General features: G+C 55.1%; 10 protein-coding genes. 5 read left to right on the forward strand and 5 right to left on the reverse strand.

The features are described 5' to 3' along the window. Window positions 1-23: 23 nt before the first annotated feature. Window positions 24-1,523, reverse strand: coding sequence for a YdgA family protein (locus VH86_RS04185; RefSeq protein WP_045832007.1), 1,500 nt, complete (start codon window positions 1,521-1,523; stop codon window positions 24-26). A gap of 129 nt (window positions 1,524-1,652) precedes the next feature. Next, the gene (gene manA / locus VH86_RS04190) at window positions 1,653-2,828 is read right to left on the reverse strand and encodes a mannose-6-phosphate isomerase (RefSeq protein ID WP_045832008.1); all 1,176 of its coding nucleotides are present in this window, start codon (window positions 2,826-2,828) and stop codon (window positions 1,653-1,655) included. 196 nt (window positions 2,829-3,024) lie between these two features. Between manA and fumC the strand changes: the two genes are divergently transcribed. Continuing rightward, window positions 3,025-4,422 carry a class II fumarate hydratase gene (fumC, locus tag VH86_RS04195; protein WP_045832009.1) on the forward strand — a complete coding sequence of 466 codons (1,398 nt, stop codon included), beginning with the start codon at window positions 3,025-3,027 and terminating at the stop codon, window positions 4,420-4,422. Window positions 4,423-4,505: 83 nt separating this feature from the next. Here the strand turns inward: fumC and tus are convergent, their stop codons facing one another. After that, a complete protein-coding gene (gene tus, locus VH86_RS04200; RefSeq protein WP_045832010.1) occupies window positions 4,506-5,432 on the reverse strand; it encodes a DNA replication terminus site-binding protein in 927 nt (308 codons plus the stop codon). A 156-nt stretch (window positions 5,433-5,588) separates the two neighbouring features. Between tus and VH86_RS04205 the strand changes: the two genes are divergently transcribed. After that, window positions 5,589-6,770 (forward strand): MFS transporter, encoded by a 1,182-nt coding sequence (locus tag VH86_RS04205; protein WP_045832011.1) that lies wholly within the window; start codon window positions 5,589-5,591, stop codon window positions 6,768-6,770. 176 nt (window positions 6,771-6,946) lie between these two features. Continuing rightward, a complete protein-coding gene (locus VH86_RS04210) occupies window positions 6,947-7,432 on the forward strand; it encodes an Rrf2 family transcriptional regulator (RefSeq protein WP_045814359.1) in 486 nt (161 codons plus the stop codon). 966 nt (window positions 7,433-8,398) lie between these two features. On the opposite strand, the gene oqxB is transcribed toward VH86_RS04210, so the two are convergent. Together oqxB and VH86_RS04220 are read right to left on the reverse strand one after the other, a co-directional pair. Beyond that, window positions 8,399-11,551, reverse strand: a complete 3,153-nt coding sequence (oqxB, locus tag VH86_RS04215; protein WP_045832012.1) for a multidrug efflux RND transporter permease subunit OqxB — start codon at window positions 11,549-11,551, stop codon at window positions 8,399-8,401. Window positions 11,552-11,569: 18 nt separating this feature from the next. After that, complete coding sequence (locus VH86_RS04220; protein ID WP_038647183.1) at window positions 11,570-12,724, reverse strand: efflux RND transporter periplasmic adaptor subunit; 1,155 nt, start codon at window positions 12,722-12,724, stop codon at window positions 11,570-11,572. A gap of 296 nt (window positions 12,725-13,020) precedes the next feature. Here VH86_RS04220 and VH86_RS04225 point away from each other — a divergent pair, with 296 nt between their 5' ends. Together VH86_RS04225 and VH86_RS04230 are read left to right on the forward strand one after the other, a co-directional pair. Further along, a complete protein-coding gene (locus tag VH86_RS04225; protein ID WP_038647181.1) occupies window positions 13,021-13,368 on the forward strand; it encodes a helix-turn-helix domain-containing protein in 348 nt (115 codons plus the stop codon). Between the two features lie 88 nt (window positions 13,369-13,456). Continuing rightward, window positions 13,457-13,891, forward strand: coding sequence for a ribonuclease domain-containing protein (locus tag VH86_RS04230; protein ID WP_045832013.1), 435 nt, complete (start codon window positions 13,457-13,459; stop codon window positions 13,889-13,891).

Here is a 13,891-nt window from a genome sequence, read left to right on the forward strand (position 1 = left end):
CGGTTCGGCGCTGCATCCTCTGATTACTCAGGCATCCCTTCGCTGGTCTGCGCACCCAGCATATAGCGAGACAAGAACTGTTCCAGTGACATCTTGTCGCCATTCATCGTCACCTGGCCGTTGCCGTACTGCAGGCTGGTGGTGATGTTGTCATCCTGTTGTTGCGTCAGACGGAACATCTGGCCCATTGCCGCCAGACCTTTCACCTGCTGGTCCGCCATCTTCTGCGCATCGTCGCTCTGATAACCTTCGGCCAGGCCGACATGACGCATCGTTTCGGTGGCCATTGGCATATTGATGTTCAGTTTGCCATCCAGCGTTTTCAGTACGCGATCCACTGCCGCGCCCAACGTCTGCGCTTCACCGGTGACGGTGGCGGGATCGTTAAAACCGATGCTGAGGTTAAACGTGCTTTCCCCTTTATCGTTTTTCCAGCTCAGCGGCGCGATGCTGACGGTAGGTGAACCCTTCAGCAGCGTCGGCAGGTTATTCTTCAGGATGGTCTGCACGCTAGCCTGATAGCGGACGGGATCCTCGACTAAACCTGGCTGGTTCAGCAGTGCCTGCATCTGCGCGTTGTAGCTATCCGAGAAGGTTTTCACCGCTTGCGCATCAAACTGCGCAAACTTCATCGCCAGCTTAGCTTCGCCGAACGGCTGCTTCTGCAAGCTAATGTTGCCGACGTTCATATTCAGATCGCCGCCGATTTTGCCGTCTTTATTATCGAAGGAGGATTGGGTGTCCAGCTTCTGCAATGACAAACCTTCCTGACCGTTAATGCTGGCGTCGAGTTTATCCAGGCTGATGGACTGATCGCCCACGCGCACACCTTCCGGGCTGAGATGAGTATCACCCTTCAGCTTGAGGCCGTTAAGGGTAAACAGCACCGGCTGCTCAATCTGGTTTTTGCTGGTGACGGCAATGCTGGAAAAGTCACCGTTCAGGCTGACTTTATCGCCTTTACTGTCTGCGCTGATCTCCAGGGTTCCGCCGTTGGTGGCAAGACGGTCGCCAGTCTGCGCGTTGTTATAATCCACTGCCAGCAGATCCAGTGCGGTGTCGGTGGCACCGCTGTAGCCCACACGCGTATCAGCGGTCACCAGCGATTTGCCGTTGGTAAGCTCAAACAGTTTCTTCACCGCATCGGTGTTTTCGAGCTCGGTATGCACCGAAGCCATGCTCGGAATCAGGCTGCCGCGTTTCAGCTGCGCAAAGGGGAAGGGACCATGGTCGATGGTTTCGTTCAGCACGATGCTTTGACCCGGCTTCAGCAGCGGGTTGTCTTCGGTCTGTGAACTGGCCTGAATCACCAGCTTAGTTTTGCTGCTGAAGATACCGCGCTGGTAATCCTGATAGCTGAGCGTCAGGCGAGCGTTCGGTGCATAGGCATTAAGCTGCGTGTTGGCGTTCTGCAACATTTGATCCATATGGCTTTCCAGCTGCTTGCCGGTAAACCAGGCCGCACCTGTCCAGATCACGCCGAGCGCCACAATCACACCTACGGCAACCTTGGTCTTTTTCATCGCTGAGTCGTCCTTATCCTTGGGTCCGCACGCCGCTACATGGGGTGCGACGGTGAAGAAAAACGCCCGCAGGCGTTTTAAAGTAATAGTTTGAAAGAATAGCAGTTAATGCTGGTATCGTCAGCCGGATCAGCTGAGCGCGTTATAGACCCGCGCCAGGCGTCCTGTGCCTGCGGCATTAACCGGGGATTCATTGGCAGCAACGAAGCATGATTCACCGGGCTTCAACAGCAGTTGCTCACCTGACTTCTCAATCACCGCCTGGCCTTCGATACAAAACAGCAGCGCCGCACTCTGTTGTGCTAGCGGCTGTGGTGTGGCGGAGAGGGCGTGGATGGCAAAGGCAAAATCGTCCACCGGAATCGGGAAGTTCAGCGTGTCTCCCACTTGCTGAGGCCGCGTCAACAACGTGGCAGCGGGCTTCGCTTCAAACTTCAGGTTCGCCATCAACTCAGGGATATCGATGAATTTTGGTGTCAGTCCCGCACGCAGTACGTTATCGGAATTCGCCATCACTTCCAGTGCCACGCCTTTCAAATAAGCGTGCGGCGTTTCGGCAAACAGGAACATGGCTTCGCCGGGCTGCAGAGTGATGACATTTAACAACAGCGGTGAGAACAAGCCGGTATCGTCCGGATAATCGGCCGCAATGCTCTTTATGGTCTGCCAGGGTTCGCCGCCACGTGAGTTGAGCGCCGATTTCAGTACCGCTAACGCCAGTGATTTAGGTTCATCATTTAGCGATAGCAGGGTGGAGAACAGTTTGGCGAGGCTGACTTCATCAGGTTTCTCAAGGAAGTGAGCGATTTGCGGGTGTGCACCCGCCACGGGTTCCAGCAGCGAGACAATCTCGTGCATTTCGCGAAAGCCGTTCATCGCCTGGAAAGGGGTCAGGGCATACACCAGTTCCGGCTTATGATTCGCATCTTTGTAGTTGCGTTCAGCGGCGCCAATCGGAATACCGGCAGCATTCTCGCGCGCAAAACCCTCTTCAGCTGCGGCTTTGCTCGGGTGAACCTGAATCGATAAGGCCTGATCGGCACACAGCACCTTAAACAAAAACGGCAACTCACCAAAACGCGCTGCGACTGCCGCGCCCAAGGCTGCGGTCTGGTCATCATTGATCACATCGCGCAGGGAACGCGTTTCACCCTTGAACTCAACGGTTGACGGACTTTTAGGATGGGCACCCATCCACAGTTCCGCCATCGGTAATCCTTGCGGGTTCTCAATGCCGTAAAGTTCGGTCAGCGCAGTTTTGCTGCCCCAAGCGTAATTTTGCAGCGAATTGTTCATTTTTTGCATCGTTTACCCTTAATAACCGTAAGTAAATAGGCTTATTAAAGCAGAAAGTGCCATACAAAATACATCAACAAGTGCAATAAACGCGATGGGCTCGCATAATGTTAATTTCTTGTGTGTGACAATCTTGCTCGCTCAACGGCGTCGCGGGAAGACGACCTGGGCGGAAACCTCAAATCTGAGCTAAGGAGACGTAGTCATGGCAGCGAATCGCATTGAAAAAGATTCAATGGGACCGATCGAAGTACCGGCAGATAAGTTGTGGGGGGCACAAACCCAGCGTTCGCTGGAGCATTTCCGTATCTCAACCGAGAAGATGCCCGTCGCATTAGTGCATGCGTTGGCATTGACCAAACGCGCTGCAGCCCAGGTGAACCGCGATCTTGGCCTGTTACCGGCAGAGCGGGCGGAAGCGATCCTGAAAGCCGCTGACGAAGTGCTGGCTGATAAACACAGTGACGAGTTCCCGCTGGCGATTTGGCAGACCGGCTCCGGTACTCAGACCAACATGAATATGAACGAAGTGCTGGCCAACCGTGCCAGTGAAATTCTCGGCGGCGAGCGTGGCATGTCGCGTTTGGTGCACCCAAACGATGACGTCAACAAGAGCCAGAGCTCCAACGACGTGTTCCCCACCGCCATGCACGTGGCTGCGGTCATCGCCGTGCGGGAGCAGCTGATTCCGCAGATTCATGTCCTGAAAAAGACCCTGAGCGAGAAGTCTGAAGCCTTTAAGGACATCGTGAAGATTGGTCGTACTCACCTGCAAGATGCCACGCCGTTGACGCTGGGTCAGGAGATTTCCGGCTGGGTCGCGATGCTGGAACATAACCTCAAGCACATCGAACACAGCATTCCCCATGTCGCTGAACTGGCGCTGGGTGGCACGGCGGTGGGCACCGGCTTAAATACCCATCCGGAGTATGCGGTTCGCGTGGCGAAAGCGCTGGCCGAACTGACTCAGCAACCGTTCGTTACTGCACCGAATAAGTTTGAAGCGCTGGCAACCTGCGATGCGCTGGTGCATGCACATGGCGCATTGAAAGGCCTGGCGGCGTCACTGATGAAAATCGCCAACGACGTGCGCTGGCTGGCATCGGGTCCGCGTTGCGGGATTGGCGAACTCGCCATTCCGGAAAACGAACCGGGCAGCTCAATCATGCCAGGTAAAGTGAACCCAACGCAGTGTGAAGCGCTGACCATGCTGTGCTGCCAGGTGATGGGTAACGACGTCGCGGTGAACATTGGTGGGGCATCGGGCAACTTCGAGTTGAACGTGTTCCGTCCGATGGTGATCCATAACTTCCTGCAGTCAATTCGCTTGCTGGCTGATGGTCTGGACAGCTTCAACCATCACTGTGCGGTGGGCATCGAGCCGGTGCGTGAGCGCATCGATCAGTTGCTGAATGAATCGTTGATGCTGGTGACCGCGTTGAATACCCATATCGGTTACGACAAAGCGGCAGAAATCGCCAAGAAAGCCCATAAAGAAGGGCTGACGCTCAAAGGCTCAGCGCTGAAGCTCGGCTATCTGACCGAAGAGCAGTTTGACGAGTGGGTACGGCCGGAAGAGATGGTTGGCAGCATGAAGCAATAATTATCGCGGTTAACTGAGGGTTGATACGGCTCAATTCAGCGATAATGGGTTATTACAGAGGCGGCCTAAGGGCCGCTTCTTCGTTAAAGCTTGTCGCTCCACAAATGTAACCGTGGGATCACCAGATGCAGCGGCTGCGCCAGCGGCTTATGACGATGCGTGACGTTATCAGCATCGTAATCCAGCAATTCCCCCAAAATTGGCACCTGCGTCTTATCCCGGCACAGCACCAGCAGCGGTGAAGGGCAGGCGAGTTGCACCTGTTTCTTATTACTGGCGCGCCACACGCGGGCAATGGGCTGAACCTTCACGGGACGTTTGATTTTCAGTTTGGCATCGGCGGGCAGTGACAGGATCATGTCCAGCTCCTGCTGGACTTTCTCTGCCCACTGTTCGCGCGTCCATGGCGCTTGCGCACGGTTTGCCTTCAGGCTGCGTTCCAGTTGCTCGACCACGGCTTCACGCGTCAGGTTTTTAATGATGTTCTTGTTGGCCCAGCCAAAACGCAGGCTATCCGGCGCGTGCAGCAAGGTCACGCTACGGTAGGCGTTCAGAGTGATTAAACCGCGCAAATGCTGGTGAACAAACTCAAAGCGTGCCTCACTCGGCAGGCCTGATTCCACGGTAATCAGGTGCTCAAGGCGCAGTTTAAGCGCGTTGATATCGGCCACCTGCTGACTGATGTGCTCGCTGACGGCTTCATCCGCTTCAATACAGATGGCGCCAGGCAAACGCACTGCAGCCTTGGTGCTGAGTTTTTCTGACTGGTGCTGCATAAACAGACGACAGTAGTGAGCCAGCGCCATGTCACGTGCTTTTTGCCCGAGATGTTGAGTGACGGCGATACGCTCAATCTCATCATTTTCGTGGCCTTTCTCGATTTCGGGCAAGCTGAATGCGCGCGCAATCAGCAACGGCTGTTGTTCGACCTGCTGGCGCAGAGTCGTTAAACCTTGTTCCAATGCGTTGACGCACTCGTGCAAATCAGCCACTAAATCATAGCGAGACATGTTACGCTCCGTAGTTACAACATACCATTTAACTTATCGTATTTGGTGCCAATCTTCCACTCTGTAAACGTGATTTCGCGAAGCAGGGCACACAAGCATTTTTCCAGCAGGATGAACATGTTATAACAATGCTTTGCCTGCTAATGGAAACGTGTCGTGGAGCATCACCCTAAACCTGCGGTTCCTGCCATTGTGACATTGGGCGGGGTCCAAATCCTCTCATGGGGCGGATCCTTTTATCTCATGGCCGTGATGGCGAATCCGATTATCGCGGAAACCGACTGGTCTCAGCAGTGGGTGTATGGCGCGTTGTCCCTGGGCATTTTGGTTTCTGGCCTGTTAGCGCCCTGGAGTGGCCGCTTGATTGCTGGAAGCTATGGTCGCGTGCTACTGGCGTCGAGTGGCGCGATGATGGCATTGGGTCTGGTCATCATGGGATTGAGCCACCATTTACTGCTGTTTCTCTTTGCCTGGCTGATTATCGGCATTGGAATGGCGATGGGTTTATACGACGCCCTGTTTGCCACTCTTGGAACGCTGTACGGTGGACAGGCTCGCGGTGCGATCACCGGCATTACCTTAATCTCCGGCTTTTGCACCACGCTGGTGTGGCCGGGCACTGCGCTGCTGATTCACTGGCTTGACTGGCGTGGCGCCTGTTTCGCCATTGCCGCGCTGTTATGCCTCACCGTGCTGCCTGCCTACTGGTATGCCCTGCCTGCGCCAATTAAGCCCATCGTGAAAACGGCAGCAAAGCAGCGTAACGCCAGTGGTGATTTGGCACCCGCGCTGTTTTGGTTGTTATGCAGCATTTTTACCCTCGCTTCGGTGATCATGACTGCTATTTCGGTGCAGTTGATCAGTCTGTTACAGGCCAGTGGTCACTCATTAACCGCCGCCTTGGCCATCAGTGCGATTCTGGGTCCTTGTCAGGTGGGGTCACGTATTGTGGATATCGCGTTCAAACGCGGACATCCGATCTGGACGACATTTTTCTCGGTAGGATTAGTGGCGATAGGGCTGCTGTTGTTGACCCTTTATCCTAAATTCGCACTGGTCAGCATGGTGCTCTATGGTGCCGGAAATGGCCTGCGTGCCATTGTGCGCGGAACTTTACCGCTAGTAATGGTCAAACCAGAGGCTTATGCCATTGTGGTTGGGCGCATGGCGCGCCCGGCACTGATTGGCCAAGCGTTAACGCCATTGGTAGGGGGATATGTTTTTCAGCAATTCGGCGCAAATGCCACACTAGGGTTGCTGTGCCTGCTGGCGTTAATCAACGTGTTGTTGGTGGGGGTGCTGAAGCAAAAATTGCCTGCACTGAAGCCGAAAACGTAAAAGGGGGCGATAAACTAAGCAGCCTGTGCGCTTCTGCCTGATCAAATGATGAATACGTGCCTTGATCACAGTCGCTGGCTTCTAAAAAGCAACAGTGTTTGTTATATTTATTGCTCATTGATTACTCACTGTCGCGGTATGAAAACAATAAGTAGACCGCAAATCAGGATACAGAAATGCTAGATTACCGCTTCCCGACAGCTTTGCAGATGGTTTTGAGCGTAGCGATGGCGGAGCAACTGGGCAAACGCTCGACCAGTGCTATTTTGGCTTATGGTCTTGAAGCGAACCCCAGTTTCATTCGGAAACTGATGGTTCCGTTAACACGCGATGGCATCATCGTCTCTACGCTTGGACGTACCGGTTCGATTCATCTCGGCCGTCCAGCCGCGGAGATAACGCTGCGCGATATTTATACCTCGGTCATCGAAGATAAAAAACTCTGGGCATCACGCCCTGATGTTGCACCGCGCTGTCTTGTCAGTGCCAACTTGTGCTGGTATTTCAAGTCGATTGCCGAAGAAGCCGAAGAGGCTTCCCTAAAAGTGCTGGAAACCCGCACGGTGGCGGATGCACTGGCTGAGCTGAAGAAACACGACACCAGCAGTTGCGAAGAGTTACCCGAGCTTGAGATCGCGGAACTCTGCAAAAAAGCCCGCTGATTTACTTGGTGCGCCTTAGGGCGCATCTCAACCTATGCACTATCCTTCAGGTCGTCATTTTATGACGGCCTTTTTTGTTTCCATTACACAGGTAAAAATCTGGGATCAGTGGCCCGATGCTGTTCAGTTAAGCATGGGGTGATGACGCAGTCTGGCGCTCCTCAGGGGCTGGTGGTAGTGATGATAATTTAGTCTGGCGCCGCTCAGAGGCTGGTGTTCAGGTGATAACGCAGTCTGGTGCCGCTCTGGGGCTGGCGGTAAAGTGATAACGCAGTCTGGTACCGCTCTGGGGCTGGCGGTATAGGTGATAACGCAGACTGGTGTCGCTCTGGGGCTGGCTGTCCTCGCGCCGCTGACGCGGTACCTTCACTTCACTCGTCCGCCTGACGGACCGGTGCAGACGTGACTTTCCCTGTCCCGGCTGCACCTTTCGCCAGCATCCATGCTGGCTCTCCTGGCTTCCTCATTCCGTTCAGCGCAGCGAAATGCCATCCCCAGAACGACACCAGTCTGCTTGCTAACTTCCGTTTACGCTGCTGGAAAGGGCACGATGACTCAGGCGATAGCGTTTTTACTGCTACAAAGGGCGAGATGGTTCAGGCGACAGCGCTTTTACTGCCACAAAGGGCACAGTGTTTGAGGCCACAGCGCCTCTGATGCTGCAAGGGCTATTCGCAGCGCTGAGGCGGAGACGTTGTGCCAGGAGTCAGGCGCAGGGATTCGACAGGCAGTTCGGGTAGGCCAGGACGGCCGTACCCGAACGTTACGGCCGGCACAATGTTGCAGCCGAGGGCACCGCGAAGCGGCGCGAGGACGGCCCGGCAGCAGCAGAGGTGGTGGGGCCCGCACTTAATCGCGCAAAAGAAAAGGCCGCCATCTTTAACAAAATAGCGGCCTTACCTGAACAGGACGTTAACTGATAACCCTTAGAGCTCAAGGCCCCATTGGTTTTTAACCACGATAAAACTACACTGTCTGCACTTCCGCATCCGGCTGTTTACGCGTGACCAGCTTACGCAACGTCACATAGAACACCGGTGTCAGGAACAGACCGAACAGCGTCACGCCCAGCATCCCGGAGAACACCGTAATCCCGGTGACACCACGCACTTCCGCACCAGCACCTTCGCCCAAAATCAGCGGAATGGTACCGGCGATGAAGGCGATGGAAGTCATCACGATGGGGCGCAGACGCAGGCGGCAGGCTTCGAGGGCTGATTCGACAATCCCTTTGCCCTGCATCTCCAGCTCGCGGGCGAACTCGACAATCAAAATCGCGTTCTTACACGCCAGCCCCATCAGTACCACTAAACCAACCTGGACGAACACATTGTTATCGCCACCTGTCAGCCACACACCCACCAAAGCGGACAGCATGGTGACGGGCACAATCAGGATCACCGCCAGCGGCAGCGTCCAGCTCTCATACAGTGCTGCCAGCACCAGGAACGCCAGCAGCACCGCAACCGGGAACACGATAAACGCGGTATTGCCTTGCGTCGCCTGCTGGTAGCTCAGGTCGGTCCACTCAATATTCATGCCATTTGGCAGTACCTGGCTCGACATCGCTTCCAGTTTTTCCATTGCCTGCGCTGAAGAGAGCACGCGCGGATCGGCATCACCAATCAAATCGGCTGCTGGATAGCCGTTATAGCGAATCACCGGATCGGGACCGTAAGTGGTGGTGATGTTGACCATACTGCCGATTGGCACCATCTCACCGCGATCGTTGCGGGTGCGCAAATTAGCGATATCCTGCACGCTATTGCGGAAATCACCATCTGCCTGCGCCATCACACGCCAGGTACGACCGAACTTATTGAAGTCGTTGACGTAAGAGGAGCCGAGATACACCTGCAAGGTACTGAACAGGTCAGTCAACGACACGCCTTGCGCTTTGGCTTTATCACGATCAACCTGCACATCCAGTTGTGGCACGTTGGCTTGATACGAGGAGATCGGGAACATCATGCCCGGCGTCTGCATCACCGCACCGGAAAGGGTGTTAATGGCGGTTTGCAACGCACCGTAACCTAAGCCCGCACGATCCTGCACATACAGCGAGTAACCCGAACCCTGACCCAGCCCCAGAATCGGCGGTGGCATAATCGAGAAACCAAAACCTTGCTGGATTTTGGAGATTTTCGCGTTGATTTCAGCGTTAATCTCCGCAGCCGTACGGGTACGTTCATTAAATGGCTTCAGACCGAAGAATACGGTTCCGGTGTTCGGCGTATTGGTGAACTGTAAGGCATTCAAACCGGGGAAAGCGACAGAGTAGGCCACGCCTTCGGTGTTCATGCCGATTTCGCTCATCTTGCGAATCACTTCATCGGTACGCGCCAGTGACGAACCTTCCGGCATTTTTACGCCGCCAATCAGATACAGCTTATCCTGCGTCGGAATAAAGCCGCCCGGCACGGTGTGGAACATAAAGCCCGCGCCCGCCAGCAGTATCACGTAAACGCCAAACACCGCACCGCGGCGACGCAGGGTTTTGCCGACCATCGACTCGTAGCCATCCGAGCTGCGCTGGAAGAAGCGGTTGAACGGACGGAAAACCCAGCCGAGCAAGCGATCAATCAGACGCGTCGGCATATCTTTCGGTGCATCATGCGACTTCAGTAGCTTGGCCGCCAGCGCCGGAGAGAGCGTCAGTGAGTTAATGGCGGAGATCACCGTGGAGATGGCAATCGTCACCGCAAACTGTTTGTAGAACTGACCGGTTACACCGGACAGGAACGCCATCGGCACGAATACCGCACACAGCACTAACGCAATCGCGATAATAGGCCCCGACACTTCGCGCATCGCCTGATGCGCAGCCGCTGTCGGTGAGAGTCCCATCGCGATATTACGTTCGACGTTCTCCACCACCACAATGGCGTCATCCACTACGATACCTATCGCCAACACCAACCCGAACAAACTGAGGGTGTTGAGCGAGAAGCCCAGCAGGTAAAGCACGCTGAACGTCCCCACCACCGAAACCGGCACGGCCAGCAACGGAATGATCGATGCACGCCAGGTTTGCAGGAACAGGATCACCACCAGTACCACCAGCACAATCGCTTCAAACAGCGTTTGCACCACGGCACGGATCGAGTCACGCACGAACACGGTTGGATCGTACGGTGCCGCCCACTGCACATCATCCGGGAAACGAGTGGCCAGTTCGGCCATCTTGTCACGCACAGCATTCGACAAGTCGATGGCGTTGGCGCCCGGTGCCTGGAAGATACCGATACCGACCGCATCCTTGTTATTCAGCTGCGAGCGCAGGGCGTAACTACCGGAACCCATCTCAATGCGCGCCACGTCACGCAGGCGCACCAGCGAGCCGTCATCGGCGGTTTTCAGGATAATATTGCCAAACTGCTCTTCGCTCTCCAGACGGCCCTGGGTGTTGATCGACAACAGGAAGTCACTGGCCTTTTTGGTCGGCTCAGCCCCCAACTGACCGGCAGACACTTGCACGTTCTGCTCCTGCATGGCGCTGACCACATCCGAAGCGGTCATACCACGCGCCGCCACCTTGTTGGGATCAAGCCATACACGCATCGCGTACTCACCGGCACCGAAGATCTGAATCTGACCAACGCCCGGCAGGCGCGCTAGCTCATCTTTCACTTTCAGCGTGGCGTAGTTGCGCAGATAGAGTGAGTCATACTTGCCCTTCGGCGAGAACATGTGCACCACCAGCGTCAGCGTCGGTGACATTTTCTGCGTGGTCAAACCCAACTGACGCACTTCCTCCGGCAAGCGCGCTTCTGCCTGCGCCACACGGTTCTGAACCTGAACCTGCGCCTGATCGGGATCGGTACCCGGACGGAAGGTCACGGTGGTGACCAGCACGCCATCAGAACCGGCCACCGACTTCATGTACATCATGTTTTCGACCCCGTTGATCGCCTCTTCCAGTGGCGTCGCCACGGAATCGGCAATCACTTTGGGGTTGGCGCCAGGATATTCCGCGCGCACCTGCACGCTGGGTGGCACCACATTGGGGTATTCACTGATCGGCAGCAGCGGGATGGCGATCAGTCCGGTGGTAAATATCAAAATCGACAGTACCGCCGCAAAGATCGGTCGGTCGATAAAAAAGCGGGAGAAATCCATAACAGGCAGTCTCGATTATTATTGAGCGGAGCGCATTGCCACCGGCTGAGCTTTCACCGGCATGCCAGGCATGAAGACTTTCTGCAGGCCATTGACGATCACCTTGTCACCCGGCTTCAAACCGGATTGCACAATGCGCAGGCCATCAGCCAACTCGCCAGCCTGAATATCGCGACGCTCGGCTTTACCCTGCGCATCGACCACATACACGTATTTACGATCCTGATCGGTCAACACCGCTTTATCGTCGATCAACAGCGCGTTAAACGCGGCGCTGCCGGGTAAACGCACGCGGGCAAACAGACCTGGGGTGAACTGACGTTCATGATTATCCAGCGTGGCGCGCATGCGAATGGTGCCAGTGCTGGCGGTCAGCTGGTTGTCGAGGAAGTCAACGGTGCCACGATGCGGATAACCTTGCTCGCCGGTCAGCGCGATTTCCACCGGCAGCGAACCGCGATTTTGTCCCTGACGTGCCATCGCCTGATACTGCAGATAGGTGGCTTCATCGACGTCGAAATAGACGTACATACGATCCTGCGACACCAGCGTGGTCAGCACGCTGGCACTGTCACCGGCTGTCACCAGGTTACCGGTGGTGATCATCGCGCGGCTGGCACGGCCATCAATCGGGGCAGTGACGCGGGTAAAATCGAGATTCAGCTGCGCCATATCAACGGCAGCCTGCGCGGAAAGCACATTAGCTTGCGCCTGGTTTGCCGCCGATCGACGCTGCTCCCACTCTTCGCGTGACACCACATTGGTGCCAATCAGTTTATCGGTGCGCGCCGACTCACTGCGTGCCAGCGAGGCCTGACTGCGCGCGGTGGCGAGTTCAGCTTGTGCCTGCTCTAACGTCGCGCGATAGGTGCGGTCATCAATGGTAAACAGCACCTGACCCTTTTTCACGTCATCGCCTTCACGATAGTTAACCTGATCGATATAGCCGGAAACGCGGGGGCGCAGTTGCACACTTTGCACCGCTTCAAAGCGACCATTGAAGCTATCCCATTGGCTGACTTTTTGTTCGACCACCTGCGCGACACTCACTTCGGGCGGCGGTGGCGGGGCGTTTTGCGCCACACCCCGATCACAAGCGGCCAGCAGGCTTCCCAGCAACATCACTCCTGACAGGCTTACTGCCCGACGAACCCCATATGTTTGCAGATGCATTGTTGTTATTCCGCGTTGGTGTGAAAAAAGAAAGGACATGTACGAAAAATCTGCAACTTTTAAGATTGCATTAAAACGCGATGAGTGTAGGCTGCTGCAAACTGCATCTGCAAGAATATCTGATACACTTTATGTGCTGTTTTGATCAATTCGTTTCAGAGGGGGGAAAGCCCCTACGGCGAGTGCGGCATTTAATGCAATAATAAAACTTGCATTAAATGTCATAGTCATTCACCCTTAAAGTGTAATTGCAACTGATACTGATACTGTTCGTTAAGGCGACGGGAGAAAATGGGATGATGAGCGACGCATTTATTCACGATCTGATCGACTGGATTGATAACAACATTGAAGCACGTCTGGATCTGGACACCGTAGCAGGGCGCGCCGGTTATTCGAAATGGCACCTGCAGCGTATGTTCAAAGAGCACACCGGCTACCCGCTGGGTGAGTATATTCGTAATAAGAAACTGAAAAAATCGGCGGACCGTTTAACGACCACCAACGAACCTATCCTTAATGTGGCGATTTCACTGGGGTTTGATTCGCAGCAGTCGTTCAATCGCAGCTTCAAACGTCAGTATGGCGTGGCGCCTGGCGCATGGCGTCGACATGCCGTGCCATCAGCGAGTGCGATGCAGTAACACCTCCGCCAGGGCCAGCCATGCTGGCCCGCGTTCTTCTTCACGATAATCCTGCTATTATCGGCGTCCTGCACTTCGGGATGTCACTATGTCAATAAAACTCTGGATTGGGCTCATTCTCGCGCTGGCCGCCACCTGGGCCGGGCTTAAGCCGCATTTAACCGGTAAAACCGCCGCACACGGCACAGATATTGCCAAACTCACCGAAGCCCACACCGTGGCGCAGTGGTTACAGCAAAATCATCAGCTGCCGGATCTTTATCTCACCAAAAGTGAAGCACGCCGTCAGGGCTGGAACCCCAGCAAAGGCGACTTGTGCACGGTGTTGCCGGGTCGAGCCATTGGTGGCGATCGTTTTAGCAATCGTGAGCAACGCCTGCCAATGCAAGCGGGGCGGCAATGGTATGAGGCCGATGTGAATTACGATTGCGGCCACCGCGACGCCGATCGTCTGCTTTACTCTTCAGATGGACTGATCTTTCTGACTACCGATCACTATCGCAGCTTCAAACAGGTGAACTAA

It is taken from the genome of Pantoea sp. BL1, assembly GCF_000963985.1.
In the GTDB taxonomy this organism is placed as follows: Bacteria; Pseudomonadota; Gammaproteobacteria; order Enterobacterales; family Enterobacteriaceae; genus Pantoea; species Pantoea rwandensis_B.

What these genes read in the sequence shown, in the direction of transcription:
- VH86_RS04220 (WP_038647183.1), bottom strand. Translation starts at nt 12,724, where the DNA reads ATGCATCTGCAAACATATGGGGTTCGTCGGGCAGTAAGCCTGTCAGGA.
- VH86_RS04230 (WP_045832013.1), top strand. Translation starts at nt 13,457, where the DNA reads ATGTCAATAAAACTCTGGATTGGGCTCATTCTCGCGCTGGCCGCCACC.
- tus (WP_045832010.1), bottom strand. Translation starts at nt 5,432, where the DNA reads ATGTCTCGCTATGATTTAGTGGCTGATTTGCACGAGTGCGTCAACGCA.
- VH86_RS04225 (WP_038647181.1), top strand. Translation starts at nt 13,021, where the DNA reads ATGATGAGCGACGCATTTATTCACGATCTGATCGACTGGATTGATAAC.
- manA (WP_045832008.1), bottom strand. Translation starts at nt 2,828, where the DNA reads ATGCAAAAAATGAACAATTCGCTGCAAAATTACGCTTGGGGCAGCAAA.
- oqxB (WP_045832012.1), bottom strand. Translation starts at nt 11,551, where the DNA reads ATGGATTTCTCCCGCTTTTTTATCGACCGACCGATCTTTGCGGCGGTA.
- VH86_RS04210 (WP_045814359.1), top strand. Translation starts at nt 6,947, where the DNA reads ATGCTAGATTACCGCTTCCCGACAGCTTTGCAGATGGTTTTGAGCGTA.
- VH86_RS04185 (WP_045832007.1), bottom strand. Translation starts at nt 1,523, where the DNA reads ATGAAAAAGACCAAGGTTGCCGTAGGTGTGATTGTGGCGCTCGGCGTG.
- fumC (WP_045832009.1), top strand. Translation starts at nt 3,025, where the DNA reads ATGGCAGCGAATCGCATTGAAAAAGATTCAATGGGACCGATCGAAGTA.